The following is a 14,026-nucleotide window of genomic DNA, read 5'->3' on the forward strand; positions in this document are numbered from 1 at the left end:
AAATCTGTGGACAGGAGTCCGGTTGTGCATAAATCGATCACTCCGAAGAGTGACGACCCATGGGCCCGTTGCTGTCGGCGGCCGGGAAACGCGCCTCGTTCCGCTCGATCTTCGCCGCGAGGGCGGCCAGGGGATCGACCCCCAGGACCTCGCAGAACTGCAGCAGATAGGCCAGGACGTCCGCCACCTCGTCCTCCACGCGGAACGCCGTGTCAGGGTCCTCCATGACCCTCGCCGACTGCTCCGGCGTCAACCACTGGAAGATCTCCAGCAGTTCGGACGCCTCGACGCTCAGCGCCGCGCAGAGGTTCTTGGGGGTGTGGTACGGCGCCCAGGCCCGGGTGGCAGCGAAGTCGGCGAGCCGCCGCTGCAGTTGCTTCACATCCAGTTCCGTCACGGTGCCAGGTCTACCACCGTGACGCCCGCCGTGCCCCGGGCGGCCAGGGCGGTCGCCTCACCGACCGTCCCGAGCAGACGCATGTGCCCGTCGGCGCAGATCGAGGCCGCCAGCGCCAGCAGTTCCGCGGTCTGCCGTCCGTCCAGGCTCCGGTCCAGCCCGTCGGCGAGCACCGTGAGCGCCTGCATGGCCGAGGGGACCTCCGCCGCCGGGTCCACGACCAGGACGTGCGGGCCGGTCAGCAGCACCAGGGCGAAGGCGAGGTACCGCAGTTCGCCGTCGCCGAGGCGGGCGAGCGGGGTGGCATCCCCCTCCCCCCGCTCCGCCAGGGCCCGTACGGTCCCGTCCTCCAGTCGCTCGGCGGTCAGGCCGGTCACCCGTCCCGCACACCCCCTGTCCGCCGCGGCGACGAGCCGGGCATGCCGCTGCGCGCACTGGCTGCGGGTGCGGTGCAGGACGTCGGCGAGGTTGTCGCAGGACGAGGTCAGCCGCCCCTCCCCGAGCGGGACCGGTACACGCATCCTGCGTGGCTGCGGATCGCACGCGAAGGCGGAGCGCAGCGCCACGACCACCTGCTCGGCGGCGGCCAGCACCCTCAGCTGGCCGTCCGTGGTCCCCGCGACCCGTAACGGCAGCAGCGCCGTGCCGAGCCGGTCGTCGGGAAAAGGAGCACGCGTCACCGCCACCGTCCCCGCCGTGTGCCACGCCGCCTGCACCACGGAGCGCCGCGGATCGAGCAGGGCCGTGCTCAGCAAGGTCTCGTCACGGTCCCGCAGCCGTTCGCCGACGATGCGCAGCGTCGGCTCGGCCTGCACGGCGACGTCCAGCCCGACGGGACCGAGAGGCCCCTCCACCGTGCAGCCGAGCCTGAACCCTCGTCGTCCCTGCGCGTCGGTGCCCGCTCCTTCCGGCACCCAGGCCACCGGGTCGGGGAAGACCTCCTCCAGCGGGTCGCCCGCCGCCAGCCGCGCCAGCGCCTCGTACCCGCGCAGGGCGGTCGACTTTCCGCTGCCGCTGCCGCCGGTGAGCAGGGTGAGCGGACCGAGGGGGATCACGGTGCGCCGGTGCGAGGCGAAGGCGTCGAGCCGGAGCTCGCCGACGAAGGGGCGGGCGGGACGGTCCGCTCCGGACGGTGAAGGAGCCGTCCTTGCCGTGGGGAGCGTGGAGAACGTGGGGGTCGCAGTCATGAGCGGACCGTACGCACACCCCCGGGCGGCGAACCGTTTTGTCCGCACGGTCTTCCTACGATTGAGGTACGCCCGCCGCGGTGACCCCCTCGACCTCCATACCGACCGGTGCGAGCAGGAAGACGTTGCGGTCCACCCGGTGCATCCCGCTGCCGAGCCCGAAGACCACGCCGCTGCTGAAGTCCAGGATCCGCTTGGCCACGTCGCTCTCGGCACCGGTCAGATCCAGCAGGACCGGGATCTGCGCCACCAGGTACTCCGCCACCTCGCGCGCGTCCGCGAACACCTGCACCCGCAGGACGACCAGCCGCCGCTGCTCGACGGACTCCTCACGGTCGGGCACCGTCCGGTGGTCCACCCGCGACGGCCACTCGTTGCGTCCCCTCAGGGGTACGACCTGGGCGAGACCCTCCCACTGTTCGTCGGTGGCGTCGTACCTGTCGTACCTGTCGTACCTGCTCACAGATCCACCCCGTCCGTGTGCCGGTTGGCTGTGCGCCGGCTGCGCTCGCTGTTCATCGGGCAATTCTCTCGCCCCTCACCCGTTCGGCGTACCACCGACACGGATCGGAACGTGATCGACAGCGTCCGGGGCGTCGGGCGCCTCGGGGTCGGGGAGCGTGTCGAGAGGGGTGAAGCGGACCGGGAGGTGCGCCGGAGCGCGGTGGAAGGGACCCGGACGCCAGATCAGCGCTTCGGGGGCGACGGCCAGTTCGAGGTCGCAGAGCTGGCTGGTGAGCTGTTCGATCGCGGTCATCGCCATCAGCAGGGCGGGCTGTCTGGCCGGGCAGCGGTGCGGGCCGGTGGACCACGCCAGATGGGCGCTGTCCCCGGAGCGCACCGTGGACTCGGAAGGGGACGGCGGTGACTGGGTGTTGGCGGCGGCGAAGGAGACCAGGACCAGTTGTCCGGCGCGGAGCGGGACCCCGTGGAACTCGGTGTCGTGGCGCGGGAAGTGCGCCCCCATGTTGGCCAGCGGCGGATCACGCCAGAGCACGTCGTTGACCGCCTCCTGAGCGGTGATCGCCCCGCCGTGCAGCGAACCCCCGTACCCCCCGTCGCTGAGCATGCGCAGCAGCGCGTTGCCGATCAGGTTGGTCATGGGGTCGTGGCCGCTGCTCATGATCAGGGTGATCTGCCGTACGGCCTCGTCGTCGTCGAGGTGGGCAGGGTGCGCGAGGAGGTACGAGGTGAGGTCGCGGCCCGGGGCGGCCCGGCGCCGGGCGACGAGGCCGGTGACGACGCCGACCAGGTCGTCGTAGGCGGCTGTCGCGTCCGCCGCGGAGTCCATCATCGCGGCGGTGCCCCTGACCACCCGCTCGGTGTCCTGCGGGGCCACCCCGAAGGCGGCGGTGAACACGTGCAGCGGGAGGCGGCGGGCGTACTGGGCGATGAGGTCGCCCGACCCGGCGGCGGAGAAGCCGGCGATGAGCCGCTGGGCGACCCGGGCGACCTCCGCGCGCAGCAGGTGGGGTTCGATCAGCGCGAGGGTGTCGTTGATGGCACCTCGGTAACGGGCGTGGACGTCCCCGTCGCTGAAGAGCGCGGTGGGCCGGTGGCCGAGTACGGGCAGGATCGGCGAGTCGGCCGGCACCCCCGCCTGCCAGGCGCGCGGGTCTTTCGTGAAGGTGTCGGTGTCCCGCAGCAGGTCGACCGCCGCGTGGTAGTCCGTCACGAGCATGGCGTCGACGTCCGGGGCGATGCGCACCCTGGCCAGCGGCCCCTGGGAGCGCAGCCTGCGGTAGTGGCCGTGGGGATCGGCGGCGAAGTCGGGGCCGTACAGGGCGAGCCGCTCGTCGGGCGGGGCGGCGATCAGGGGCGATGTGCCGGGCACGGGCGGGGTCATGGCGTTTCCTGGGAGGCGGGGAGGCAGGTCAGCGCGTGCTCGGCGAGGGCGATCAGGGCGTCGATGCTGCCCCGGCGCTCGCGGGCGTCGCACTGCACCAGGGGGGTGCGGGGGTCGAGGTCGAGGTGCTTGCGCAGGACCTCGTCCGCGTGGGCGGGTGCGTCGGGGAAGCGGTTCACGGCGACGGCGTACGGGAGTCCCTGTTCCTCCACCATGTCCATGACGGCGAAGGAGTCCTCGAGGCGGCGCGTGTCCACCATGACGAGGGCGCCGAGCGCGCCGCGCGCGATGTCCTCCCAGAGCGGGAGGAAGCGCTCCTGCCCGGGCGTGCCGAACATGTAGAGCACCAGGTCGTCCTGGACGGTCAGCCGCCCGAAGTCGACGGCCACGGTGGTCGTGGTCTTCTCCGGGAGTCCGGCGGTGTCGTCGAGTCCGGTGCTCGACTGCGTCATCGCCTCCTCGGTGTGCAGGGTCGGGATCTCCGACATCGTGCGGATCAGGGTCGTCTTGCCCACGCCGAAGGGACCCGTGACGACGAGTTTCATCAGGGTCTCGGCGGCACTCGGCAGATAGCCGATGCCGCCCCGGTCAGTGGAGGGAACGGAGTCCAACGAGCAGCCTCTCGACGAGCGACCGGTCGATCTCACCGGCGCTGGGGATCGGTGGTCGAGCGAGCAGATGTCCTGCGGCCACGAGATCCGTGGCCAGGAAGACCGTTGCGCTGACCGGGAGGTCCAGGTGGGCAGCGCACTCGACGACGGTGAGGGCTCCCGGGTCCAGGAGCTCGCACAGCCTGCGCTGCTCCGCCCCGGTCTCCGGCGGAAGGGCCGAATCGGTGCGGAGGAGCACGGCGAGCCGGTCGAGCGCGGGGCCGGTGGGCGCGAGACGGCCACCGGTGACCAGATAGGCGGGGATCAGGCGGCGCCCTGGGCCGGGGCTCATGGCTGGTCGGCGGCGTCCGGTCGGCGGGTGGGGGCGTGCATGGCACGGGTCAGCGCGGTGACCTGTACCTGCATCTGGTACGCGATGTTCCCCAGGTGCGCGTCGGGGGCCGCGAACAGGGCCAGCGTCGTGTTCCTGCCGGCGGGTACGACGATGGCGAAGCCCAGGTCGGACTCCACCACCGTCTGGGCCAGGCGTGGGGACTCCGCCTCGGTGAAGGCGGTGGTGAAGGCCCGGGCGGCGGCGTGCAGGGTGGCCGTCATCGCGGCGACCCGTTCGGCGGACGCGCGTTCCAGTCCGGGTGACGCGCCCTCGACGAGCCCGTCCCCGGTGGCGACCACGGCATGCTGCACGCCGGGCAGTTCCAGCAGTGGGGTCAGCACCCAGGCGAGATCACCGGTGGTGGGAGTGGTGCTCACTTCTCGTCGTCTCCTTGGTCGTCCGATGAGGATGCTGAGGGGGATTCCGTGGGCGCGGAGTCCGGGGTCGCCGGGGCCTTCCTGCCGCTGAGGGTGCCCTCCTGGAGAGCGGACCAGGCCGCTCCGGCCTGTTCGGGCGTGCGGGGCGCCGGTTCCTCCTCCGCCGGCCGGCGGGAGGAGGGCCGCACGTCCGGGGAGGCGGTACGGCGGCTCCTGCGCCGGCGGCTGGGCAGCCCTGCCGGGCGCTCCCCACCGTCCTCGGCGGTCGGGGCCGTTCCGGCGCGGGGAGCGGGTTCGGCAGGCACGGCGGATTCAGGGTCTCCGGCGGGATCGGCACCGGCGGACGGCTCGGGGAGCCCGGCGGGTGCGGGAGCCGTCACGGGCTCCGGGGCTACGGCGACGGCACCGGTCCCCCGTGCGTGCACGGGCTTCGGCGCGAGCACGGACAGGGTCCGGTCGTCGTCCATCACGGTCAGCAGGTGGGCCGGGATGCGCAGCATCGCGCGCATCCCTCCGTACGGGGAGGACTCGATGTGGCAGCTGAAGCCGTAGCGCGCGATCAGCCGCCCGACCACGGCGAAGCCGGTCTGCGGGGGGTCCCCCAGCTCGGTGAGCAGAACCTCGGAGGGCCCGGAGAGCAGCGTGCGGGCCCTCTTCAGCGCGTCGTCGTCCATGCCGATCCCGGCGTCGTCGACCAGGATCATGGCGCCGCGCCCCGGGGTCTGCTGCACGGTCACCGGCACCTCGGTGTCCGGGTGCGAGTACGCCGTCGCGTTGGCCAGCAGCTCGGCGAGCGCGATGGCGAGGGGCTCGGCGGCCCGGGCCACCAGCGCGAGCCGTTCCTGACGCAGGTGGTTGGCGACCTTGATGCGCTCGTAACCGGCGACCCGGGACTGGGCTCCGAGCACGACCTCGACCAGTGAGGAGTTCTGCCGGGCGAGCCCCGGCCAGGCGTCGCAGAGCACGGCGGTGGCCTGGGTCCGCCGCAGCGCGAGTTCGTTGCGGAAGTCGAGCTGCAGGATCCGCGGGTCGTCGTACTCGTGCTGGAGTTCGTGCAGCAGGTGCTGGGACTGGTTGAGCAGCGACTGGATCTTGGCCGAGGTGCCGCGCATGGCCGACCTCGCCGCGGCGTCGACGCGTCCGCGTTCCTCCAGGACCGCCGTGCGCGCGGCCTGTACGGCCTCGGTCAGCAGACGGGCGGCGTCGCCCTCCACCCCGGCGGCCTCCCGCAGTCCCGGGACGGGCGCGGAGCGGTGGGAGAGCGCCGTGGCGGCGGCGGGTATCCGCTTCTGCGCGAGCTGGCGTATCTCGTCGGTGAGGGCGAGGGTACGCGCCTCGGCCGCCTTGAACTGGCGCTCGGCCAGCTCCGCGCGGGCCGCGGCGTGGTGCGACTCGCGTCTGGCCCGGTCCATGCGGACGGCCGACCATATCGCCGCCACGACGGCTGTCAGGGCCAGGATCCATGCCACCACGGCGTCACCGCGTCTCTGTTGTCGGGGACGGCCGGTGTCCCGCGCGGCGGGAGGCCGGGCCGCCGGGCCGGCCGGCGGTCATGCCGGCTCGCCGGTACACGCCGTGCCGGTCTCGTGGGCGACGGCCGCCACGTCGGCCATCACCTGGAGCACTCCGGGCAGTTCGGAGCCGTCGAGGTGACGGTATTCGCTGCCGATGGTCACCACCAGGCGCTCCGGCAGGCCGAGCGCCGGGTGGCGGCGCTCGCGGATCACCCGCCGGGCCGCCTCCAGGGCGGGCACACCGGCGGCGTGGAGGGCGTGGGCGCGGTCGCGTACGTGTGCCAGGTAGCCGATGTGCTCGCGCACCCCGGCCGGGTCGAGCAGCGGGCCGTGGCCGGGGACGATCACCTCGGCCCCGGTGGCCAGCACCCGCTCACAGGCGTCGATCACGTTGCTCAGAGGGCCCGCCCAGTGCACCGGGTGGTCCCCCGGCTGCCGCGGGGTGGAGGCGAAGATGACGTCGCCGCTGAACACCGTGCGCCGCTCGGGCAGATGGACGATCAGATCACCCGTGGTGTGGGCCGGTGGCAGGGAGGTCACCTGGACCGTGTGCTCCCCCAGGGTCAGTTCGAGCTCACCGGTGAAGTAGGTCGTCGGCAGCCCCTGTTCGGTGGCCGACCAGTCGAAGGCCCCGAAGTGACGGGTGAGATAGGCGCCGAGGGGCGTCTCCGGGTCGCTTCCGGTCACCAACGCGTGCTGCTGCCGCGGCGTGGGGTCGTAGTGGATGTGCTCCCGGGCTTCACGGGTCGCGATGATCTCCGCGTCCGGGAGCACGCCGGCGCCCCAGAAGTGGTCCCCGTTGGCATGCGTGACGATCACACGGTCGACGCTCACCCCGGCGGGCAGCCGCTTGGTGCTCTCCGCGAGGAACTGCCCGGCCAGCAGGGGGTCGTACGGGGCGTCGATCCACAGGGCGCCGCGCCGCGACACCAGGAGCCCGCAGTTGGCCAGGCCCCAGCCCCGTTTCGGCGGCAGCCAGGCGTACAGGCCCGCGCCGAGGTCGACGATGTCCCCAACCGTGATCGGCATGGGGCGATTATGCCGACCACGATCCGGGCGCGCGTTCGAACTCGGCCAACATATGGACGCCCTGACGCATAATCGCCCTTCCGCCCGGCCGCCGAGGCCGCCCCGGTGACGGTCCGGGGTCGGCCACGAGCGTCGACGCGGATGATTTCTCCCTTATGCCCGGGAGACCACCCGCCACGACCATGGCGGGCGATCGGTACCCAGCCTGGACCGGCGGAACCGGATCGAGCCGACTACCCACCGAGCATGGCCGAAAACCGCCGTACCGTACGCCACTTCCCCCGAAGCTCTTTGCTTGTTCCTGCTCGTTTGCCCCATGTAACATGCAGAATTGAACAAAGTGGCGACGATTTCCCCCAGTCCACCCTCAGGTGCGAGCAGCAGTGGAAGCGGAGTGCGCACATGTCCCATGCGGAGAACGAGACGGCGAGCCAGCCGGAGTGCTGGCGTCGCGCCGCCGAGGTCGCGGTCGGCCGGGCGGCGGCACTGCCCGCCACCGGTGAACGCGTCGCCGTGGTCGGCTGCGGAACGTCGTATTACATGGCGCAGGCCTACGCCGCGCTCCGCGAGGCGTCCGGGCAGGGCGAGTCGGACGCGTACGCCGCCTCGGAGTTCCCCTTCGGGCGCGCCTACGAGCGGGTCGTCGCCCTGACACGGTCGGGCACGACCACGGAGGTCCTCGACCTGCTGAGCCGGCTGCGCGGCACCACGCGGACCGTCGTGGTGACCGCCGATCCGCACACCCCGGTCAAGGACGCGGCGGACGAGATGGTCCTCCTCGACTTCGCCGACGAACGGTCCGTGGTGCAGACACGGTTCGCGACCACGGCGCTGACCCTCTTCCGCGCCCATCTCGGGCTGTACACGGACCAGGCGGTGCGGGACGCGGAGACCGCGCTCGCCGAGCCACTGCCCGACGGGGTGCTGGAGTGCACCCAGTTCAGCTTCCTGGGGCGCGGCTGGACGGTCGGGCTCGCCAACGAGGCGGCGCTCAAGATGAAGGAGGCGTCCCTGTCCTGGACGGAGTCCTATCCCGCGATGGAGTACCGCCACGGGCCCATCAGCATCGCGACGGCCGGGACCGCCACGTGGATGTTCGGCGCCGCGCCGGAAGGACTCGCGGACCAGGTGCGGTCGACGGGCGCGCGGTGGGTGGAGAGCGCACTGGACCCGCTGGCCGACCTGGTGCGCGTGCAGCGGCTGGCGATCGCCCGCGCACAGGCACGCGGTCTCGATCCCGACCTGCCGCGCCATCTGACGCGGTCGGTGGTGCTCGACGGGGCGGCGGGGGCCTGAGCGCACGTCAGGGCACGCCGCGCACCGGGCCGACGGGCAGCCCGGTGCGCGGCCGTGACCGTGCGGGTCAGCCCTCTTCGAAGTGAGCGTCCAGCGCGGCGTCGAGATCCGCCGTCCACTGCTTGAGGCTGCTCCTGGCCTCCGCCTCGACCTCGGCGTTGAACCACCGGCGGCTCGACAGGTGGACCGTCACGGTGAACCGGCGTCCGAAGCGGCCGGTCTTGACCTCGACGGCGCCGATCTCGGCCCAGTCGAACTCCGCTTCCTGGTCGTCCAGCCGGAAGCGGACGCCTTCCGCGTCGACCCGGATGGACCCGCGCCGGTCGCTGACCTCGAAGACGGGACCGTCCTCGTCGCCGCCGCCGTCACGCACCGCGTCGGCTTCCGGGTCCTCCTCACCCCCGGACACCGCCTCGGCACCGCCGGGCGCCTCACCGGGGGCCGGCGCTCCGGCGTCGGCCGCGTCCTCCACCGGAACGACGACGTCCTCGGGCTCCCTGTCCTCCTCGGAAACCTCCGCCTTCTCCGCCCCCGTCCGGGCGGGGACAGGGGCCGTCAGGCCAGGGATGTACGCCGGGTCTGTCCCCGCGGCGAACTCGGGCGTCGTGTTCGAATCTATGCGCTGCTCCACGGCGGGCAGTATGGACGACGAATCTGTACGAGACCAGTCAAGCGGCTCTCTCCCGGCCTGTCGGCCCCCGTCGGCGGCCCCGGTTCACCTCCCGGCCGGGGGCGCGCACACGAACGACGGGTGGTGCGGGTTCCGCCGAACCCGCACCACCCGTCGGTGATGTCCCGCTGTTCCCGCCGTCACGCCTCGCGCGTCAGCCGCTCATGCGTCCGCGAGGCTCAGTAGGCCCCGAAGACGTTGTCGATCGAGCCGTACCGGTCGGCGGCGTAGTTGCACGCCGCGGTGATGTTGGCGACCGGGTCGTAGCTGTCCATCGACGTGCCGGGCACGTGGTAGGCCTGGAAGGTCGGGTCGATGACCTGCAGCAGACCCTTCGAGGGGATGCCGGCGGCGGCGTTCGAGTCCCAGTTGTTGATGGCCTGGGGGTTGCCCGAGGACTCACGCATGATGTTGCGGTGGATGCCCTCGTAGCTGCCGGGGATGCCGTGCTCGGCCATGATGGCGAGCGACTCCTTGATCCAGCCGTCGAGGTCGTTCGTGTACGCGACCGGCTCGACGGCCGGAGCGGCCTCGGCCGCGGCGGGCGCACCCTGGGCGGCGATCGACGTGCTCGTACGCTCCGAACGGTCGACGCGGTCCGCACTCTCGGTACGGTCGGCGGCCTTGTCGGCCTTCTTCGACGTGTCGGACGACTTCTTCTCGGCCTTGGCGCCGATGGTCAGTTCGAGGCCGGGGTGAATGAGGTCGGGGTTTTCCCCGACGGCCTTCCGGTTGTCCTCGTACAGGGCCTTCCAGCCACCGTTGACGGAATGCTCACGGGCGATCTTGGCGAGAGTGTCACCCAAGATCACGGAATAGGTGGTGGAGCCGGACTTCTGCGCGGCAATTCCCTTACCGGCAACGGAAGTCGGCGTCGCCGCCTTTTCGACGGTGGCCGTCGGGGCCGGGGCGGCGAACGCACCGGTCGCACCGACGATGGGAAGGGCGAGAGCGCCCGTGGTCACGACGAGAATGCCGCGAGTCAGCGAACTGGTCCTGGAACGACGGTGCTTACCGTTTTCGGGCATGCTGGATTTCCTCTCCGCCGCCTACGAAGTGAGCTGTCGGGTTCGGGCTGGAGATGCCCGGCCGCATACGAATGCGACTTCACCCCGAGCCGTTCCGGATACCGGATCGGCGCTTACCTGGGTCCCCCGCTCCTGCCGTACGAGATGTGGTCGGGTAACCGGACGGCGGCAGGATTAGGCGTTCCATCCGGAGTGATGGTGACCGTAGGCGAGGAATAGCGAAAGGAACAAGCCCGATCTCGTGATCACAATTCACCGGCAAGATCGATTCACGGGAATTCGTGTAATCCATCGCACACCGCTCCGGGCATTCTTCTTGGCACAGAAGGGAACCGGCCCCTCCATCAGGGCGTCCACGCCCCGGCCAGTGACGCTGGTCACGGAGTCCGATAAGGGCGTTTTGCTCTCCCTTGAAGGTCCCAGGTCACACGAAATGGCCTTTTATGGATTACGGGATCAATTCCAAGAAAGACCTCTAAATCGGGCATAAGGCTCACAACCGGCATCGCCGGGCATACCATCAGACTCCGCGTGGAATCGATCTCCGCATGACCGAGAACCCGTACGCCTCGTACCCACGGATCACCGTGCTGCCCGTCCAGCCCGGCGACCCGCCCTTCCGCATCGTGGAGATCGACGGAGAGGTGATCGGCAGGGCGACCGCCATGACGGACGTGCTGATCGCGGCCTCGACAGCCGGCATCCAGATCCACGACCTCGACGATCCGGCGGTCGTGCGGTGGGTGGGCGGCGGCAAGCTCAGCTGGCGGCCGCACTGACGGCCCGAGGGTGGCGCGTACCTCATGGCGCGACGACCGCGCGCCGATCTCCGAACGGCGCAGACGGGCCTGTCCGGGCATGTTCCAGCCGATGACGCCCGTGACCGTGCCGTCCTGGGCGCAGCGTGTGACGCAACGCCCGGCGGCGGGGTCGCCTTCGACGGCACTCCCCTGCGCGCCCGGTCCGAAGCGGCCGTGGGCCTGTATGCGGGCGTCGAACTGGTCGGTCCAGAAATACGGCACCGGTACGCAAGGGCAGGTGCCGCTCGTCGCCGAGCAGCGTCAGCCTGCCCTCGTATCCCTTGCGGCGCAGGGCCTCCGCGGTGGTCGGTCCGGCGGGCGTACGCACCGGCCACGAGGGCGTGCGAGGGGTGACGGCTCATGCGCCCGCCCGGGGTGAGCGAACGCCGTCCCCGCCTGCGGCGCGCGGGTCCGTGACGAGGCACGGGGGCGTCACGGGGCACGGAGACCTGGCGGGGTACGAGGACATGGGGCCTCAGCTCTCGGCCCGGGCCGCTGACGGACTGTCGCAGCCGGACCCGGCGGGGGATGTGGGGCAGAGTTCAGGGCGTCAGCGGCAGGAGGTGACGGGGGCCGTCCGCAGACCGACGATCGCGTCGATCAGCCCGGTCGCGGTGGCGTGCCAACTGGTGCGGGGCGTGGGGGTGTTCTCCGCGAGCGCGCGTTCACGCTCGGCGCAGGTGTGCAGGATCAGATCGCGTGCCATCGCGCCCCGTTCGACGTGGACGTCGGCCGGCAGGTCGGGCAGGCAACGGTTCAGCCCTTCCAGGGTCCGCAGCATCGGCGGCGAGGCCAGCGATTCCTCGGCCATGATGTCCCGCAGCGCCGGGTCGGTCATGACCTGCGCGCAGAACCGCGCGAACCACGTGGGACTGCCGAGATCCGCCAGGTGCTCGGTGGTGGGGCGCACCAGGCAGGCCACCCACTCCCCTGTGTCCGTACGATCGCCGACCTCCCCCAGCCGGCGCGCGCGGGCCTCCTCGATCCGGCGGGTGTGCTTCCGGGTGATCGCACGCACCAGGTCGGCCTTGGTCCCGAAGTGGTAGCCGACCGCGGCGTTGTTGCCCTGCTGCGCGGCCTCGCTCACCCGGCGGTTGGACACGGCGTGGACACCGCGCTCGGCGAAGAGCCGCTCCGCCGCGTTCAGAATCCGTTCCCGGGTCTCGCCGACCTGCTCGGCCCGCGCGGTCCGCTGCACAGCCGTCTCCTGGGTCGAGGGCGTCTCGGAGCACCAGGCAATCCGGCCGCACGGCGCCGGTCAATCAGTTGCTTCACATATGGCCGAGATGGTCACGCGCCCGCCACAGCCCACTCCGGAGGCCCCCGATCCCGGGTGCGGCCAGTCACGGCTGCCTCCCCGAAGGCGTGGATCGCGCCCGAGGGTGCGGCCGGGCCCGCCCGCGCCGGGGCGCACGGTCCCGCAGGACAACGGAGTTGGCGGAAATCCGCCGGGCCGGGGCACTCGTCCGGAGAGCGCGAGACACGTGCACGAAGGGGCGGCCCGGGAAATGCGCGCGCGGTGCGATCGGCGCGGCGCGACAACCGTCGACCGTGGCGCCCTCGGGAGCACGCATCTACCAAGGCCAATGCCTTATGAGCATTGCAGATACGAGTGGTATCCACCTATCGTGTCGCACATGCAGTCCTACACCATCGGGCAGGCCGCCCGGCTTCTCGGCGTGAGCCCGGACACCGCCCGACGCTGGGCGGACGCCGGACGCGTAGCGACCCGCCGCGACGACACCGGGCGCCGCCTCATCGACGGCCGGGACCTGGCCGCGTTCTCGATCGAGGTCGCGCAGGCGGGCCCGGGCGAGGACGAGGTTCCCTACACCTCGGCACGCAACGCCTTCCCGGGCATCGTCACCGCGGTGAAGCTCGGCGACGTCGCCGCCCAGGTGGAGATCCAGGCGGGCCCGCACCGGCTCGTCTCACTGCTGACCCGGGAAGCCGTCGAGGAACTGGGGCTCGAGGTCGGTACGCAGGCCACGGCCCGCGTGAAGTCGACCAGCGTGCACATCGACCGCACCTGACCGACCGCCGGAAGCCGTACAGATGTCCGCCGGCGAACGGCGGCTCGCACCGAGGAGTTCCCTCCGATGTCCCTCTCTCCCACCCGCCGCCGGGGCGCCGCCGCGGCGTTGGCGGCGGCGCTTCTGGTCACCCTCGCCGCGTGCGGCGGTGACGACGGGGACAAGGACTCCGCCGCCCGGAAGACCGAGCTGACCGTGCTGGCCGCGTCGTCGCTCACCGACGTCTTCACGACCGCCGGAGCCGCCTACGAGAAGGACCACCCCGGCACGGAGGTGACCTTCTCGTTCGCGGGGTCGCAGGAACTCGCCGCCCAGGTCGGGCAGGGCGCTCCCGCGGACGCGCTCGTCACCGCCGACACCAGGACGATGGACGGCCTGAAGCCGGAGACCGGCACCCCGGTCGTCATCGCGAAGAACCGTCTGGTCATCGTCACCGGTGAGGGCAACCCCGAGAAGGTCGCAGGCCTCGCGGACCTGGCCGATCCCTCGCTCAAAGTGGTCCTGGCCGCGCCCGGGGTGCCGGTCGGCCGCTACGCCGGACAGGTCCTGGACGCCCAGAAGATCGAGGTGAGGCCGGTCTCGCAGGAACCCAACGTCCGCGCCGTCCTCAGCAAGGTGGAGCTCGGCGAGGCGGACGCGGGCCTCGTCTACCGTACGGACGCGGCGACCGTCGCCGACAAGGTCGACGCCATCGAGATCCCGGACGCGCAGAACGCGATCGCGTCCTACCCGGCCGCCACACTGAAGTCGTCCGAGAACTCCGGGGCCGCAGCCGCCTTCGTCTCCTGGCTGTCCTCCCCGGAGGCACAGAAGATCCTCCGGGACGCGGGCTTCCAGAAGCCGTAGCCCAGGCAGCCCCAGGGAA

16 protein-coding genes, 1 pseudogene and 1 riboswitch are annotated in these 14,026 nt (G+C 71.7%); of the genes and pseudogenes, 4 read left to right on the plus strand and 13 right to left on the minus strand.

Features of this window, described 5'->3' with window-relative positions:
• Positions 1-37 precede the first annotated feature (37 nt).
• The 9 genes from ACFY8O_RS28910 to ACFY8O_RS28950 all read right to left on the minus strand — a co-directional run bounded on the left by ACFY8O_RS28910 (position 38) and on the right by ACFY8O_RS28950 (position 7,334).
• On the minus strand, positions 38-397 hold the full coding sequence (locus tag ACFY8O_RS28910; RefSeq protein WP_387907450.1) for a nucleotide pyrophosphohydrolase: 360 nt from the start codon (positions 395-397) through the stop codon (positions 38-40).
• A complete protein-coding gene (locus ACFY8O_RS28915; protein ID WP_387907453.1) occupies positions 394-1,632 on the minus strand; it encodes an AAA family ATPase in 1,239 nt (412 codons plus the stop codon). Before ACFY8O_RS28915 ends, ACFY8O_RS28910 begins: the two co-directional genes overlap by 4 nt.
• A gap of 7 nt (positions 1,633-1,639) precedes the next feature.
• Positions 1,640-2,047 (minus strand): cell division protein SepF, encoded by a 408-nt coding sequence (locus ACFY8O_RS28920; RefSeq protein WP_145808481.1) that lies wholly within the window; start codon positions 2,045-2,047, stop codon positions 1,640-1,642.
• Positions 2,048-2,122: 75 nt separating this feature from the next.
• Positions 2,123-3,430: a cytochrome P450 gene (locus ACFY8O_RS28925; RefSeq protein WP_387907455.1), complete on the minus strand. Its 1,308-nt coding sequence runs from the start codon at positions 3,428-3,430 to the stop codon at positions 2,123-2,125.
• Entirely contained in the window at positions 3,427-4,041 is a 615-nt protein-coding gene (locus tag ACFY8O_RS28930; RefSeq protein WP_387907457.1) for a GTP-binding protein, read from the minus strand. The genes ACFY8O_RS28925 and ACFY8O_RS28930 overlap by 4 nt, the downstream gene beginning before the upstream one ends.
• Positions 4,019-4,372 carry a DUF742 domain-containing protein gene (locus ACFY8O_RS28935; RefSeq protein WP_387907460.1) on the minus strand — a complete coding sequence of 118 codons (354 nt, stop codon included), beginning with the start codon at positions 4,370-4,372 and terminating at the stop codon, positions 4,019-4,021. Before ACFY8O_RS28935 ends, ACFY8O_RS28930 begins: the two co-directional genes overlap by 23 nt.
• Positions 4,369-4,791 carry a roadblock/LC7 domain-containing protein gene (locus ACFY8O_RS28940; RefSeq protein ID WP_145808489.1) on the minus strand — a complete coding sequence of 141 codons (423 nt, stop codon included), beginning with the start codon at positions 4,789-4,791 and terminating at the stop codon, positions 4,369-4,371. Before ACFY8O_RS28940 ends, ACFY8O_RS28935 begins: the two co-directional genes overlap by 4 nt.
• Positions 4,788-6,263: an ATP-binding protein gene (locus ACFY8O_RS28945; protein WP_387907464.1), complete on the minus strand. Its 1,476-nt coding sequence runs from the start codon at positions 6,261-6,263 to the stop codon at positions 4,788-4,790. Before ACFY8O_RS28945 ends, ACFY8O_RS28940 begins: the two co-directional genes overlap by 4 nt.
• A gap of 78 nt (positions 6,264-6,341) precedes the next feature.
• Positions 6,342-7,334, minus strand: coding sequence for an MBL fold metallo-hydrolase (locus tag ACFY8O_RS28950; protein WP_387907467.1), 993 nt, complete (start codon positions 7,332-7,334; stop codon positions 6,342-6,344).
• A 402-nt stretch (positions 7,335-7,736) separates the two neighbouring features.
• Here ACFY8O_RS28950 and ACFY8O_RS28955 point away from each other — a divergent pair, with 402 nt between their 5' ends.
• Positions 7,737-8,630, plus strand: a complete 894-nt coding sequence (locus ACFY8O_RS28955) for an SIS domain-containing protein (RefSeq protein ID WP_387907469.1) — start codon at positions 7,737-7,739, stop codon at positions 8,628-8,630.
• A 67-nt stretch (positions 8,631-8,697) separates the two neighbouring features.
• Here the strand turns inward: ACFY8O_RS28955 and ACFY8O_RS28960 are convergent, their stop codons facing one another.
• The gene (locus ACFY8O_RS28960) at positions 8,698-9,261 is read right to left on the minus strand and encodes a hypothetical protein (protein WP_387907470.1); all 564 of its coding nucleotides are present in this window, start codon (positions 9,259-9,261) and stop codon (positions 8,698-8,700) included.
• A 218-nt stretch (positions 9,262-9,479) separates the two neighbouring features.
• Positions 9,480-10,328, minus strand: coding sequence for a transglycosylase SLT domain-containing protein (locus tag ACFY8O_RS28965; RefSeq protein WP_387907472.1), 849 nt, complete (start codon positions 10,326-10,328; stop codon positions 9,480-9,482).
• A 3-nt stretch (positions 10,329-10,331) separates the two neighbouring features.
• A riboswitch (cyclic di-AMP (ydaO/yuaA leader) is annotated at positions 10,332-10,491 on the minus strand.
• 385 nt (positions 10,492-10,876) lie between these two features.
• Here ACFY8O_RS28965 and ACFY8O_RS28970 point away from each other — a divergent pair.
• Positions 10,877-11,107, plus strand: a complete 231-nt coding sequence (locus ACFY8O_RS28970) for a hypothetical protein (protein WP_145808501.1) — start codon at positions 10,877-10,879, stop codon at positions 11,105-11,107.
• Positions 11,108-11,146: 39 nt separating this feature from the next.
• On the opposite strand, the pseudogene ACFY8O_RS28975 reads toward ACFY8O_RS28970, so the two are convergent.
• Together ACFY8O_RS28975 and ACFY8O_RS28980 are read right to left on the minus strand one after the other, a co-directional pair.
• Positions 11,147-11,350: pseudogene (locus tag ACFY8O_RS28975) on the minus strand (oxidoreductase C-terminal domain-containing protein); the annotation flags it as partial.
• 328 nt (positions 11,351-11,678) lie between these two features.
• A complete protein-coding gene (locus tag ACFY8O_RS28980) occupies positions 11,679-12,326 on the minus strand; it encodes a TetR/AcrR family transcriptional regulator (RefSeq protein WP_387907475.1) in 648 nt (215 codons plus the stop codon).
• A 439-nt stretch (positions 12,327-12,765) separates the two neighbouring features.
• Here ACFY8O_RS28980 and ACFY8O_RS28985 point away from each other — a divergent pair, with 439 nt between their 5' ends.
• Together ACFY8O_RS28985 and modA are read left to right on the plus strand one after the other, a co-directional pair.
• Positions 12,766-13,161 (plus strand): TOBE domain-containing protein, encoded by a 396-nt coding sequence (locus ACFY8O_RS28985; RefSeq protein ID WP_387907477.1) that lies wholly within the window; start codon positions 12,766-12,768, stop codon positions 13,159-13,161.
• A 66-nt stretch (positions 13,162-13,227) separates the two neighbouring features.
• The gene (gene modA, locus ACFY8O_RS28990) at positions 13,228-14,007 is read left to right on the plus strand and encodes a molybdate ABC transporter substrate-binding protein (RefSeq protein ID WP_387907479.1); all 780 of its coding nucleotides are present in this window, start codon (positions 13,228-13,230) and stop codon (positions 14,005-14,007) included.
• Positions 14,008-14,026 lie beyond the last annotated feature (19 nt).

The organism is Streptomyces argenteolus (assembly GCF_042902585.1).
Lineage (GTDB): Bacteria > Actinomycetota > Actinomycetes > Streptomycetales > Streptomycetaceae > Streptomyces > Streptomyces argenteolus.

Excerpts from the sequence above, each read along its gene's own strand:
- modA (WP_387907479.1), top strand. The coding sequence starts at position 13,228 with ATGTCCCTCTCTCCCACCCGCCGCCGGGGCGCCGCCGCGGCGTTGGCG.
- ACFY8O_RS28925 (WP_387907455.1), bottom strand. The coding sequence starts at position 3,430 with ATGACCCCGCCCGTGCCCGGCACATCGCCCCTGATCGCCGCCCCGCCC.
- ACFY8O_RS28970 (WP_145808501.1), top strand. The coding sequence starts at position 10,877 with ATGACCGAGAACCCGTACGCCTCGTACCCACGGATCACCGTGCTGCCC.
- ACFY8O_RS28950 (WP_387907467.1), bottom strand. The coding sequence starts at position 7,334 with ATGCCGATCACGGTTGGGGACATCGTCGACCTCGGCGCGGGCCTGTAC.
- ACFY8O_RS28955 (WP_387907469.1), top strand. The coding sequence starts at position 7,737 with ATGTCCCATGCGGAGAACGAGACGGCGAGCCAGCCGGAGTGCTGGCGT.
- ACFY8O_RS28985 (WP_387907477.1), top strand. The coding sequence starts at position 12,766 with ATGCAGTCCTACACCATCGGGCAGGCCGCCCGGCTTCTCGGCGTGAGC.
- ACFY8O_RS28935 (WP_387907460.1), bottom strand. The coding sequence starts at position 4,372 with ATGAGCCCCGGCCCAGGGCGCCGCCTGATCCCCGCCTATCTGGTCACC.
- ACFY8O_RS28965 (WP_387907472.1), bottom strand. The coding sequence starts at position 10,328 with ATGCCCGAAAACGGTAAGCACCGTCGTTCCAGGACCAGTTCGCTGACT.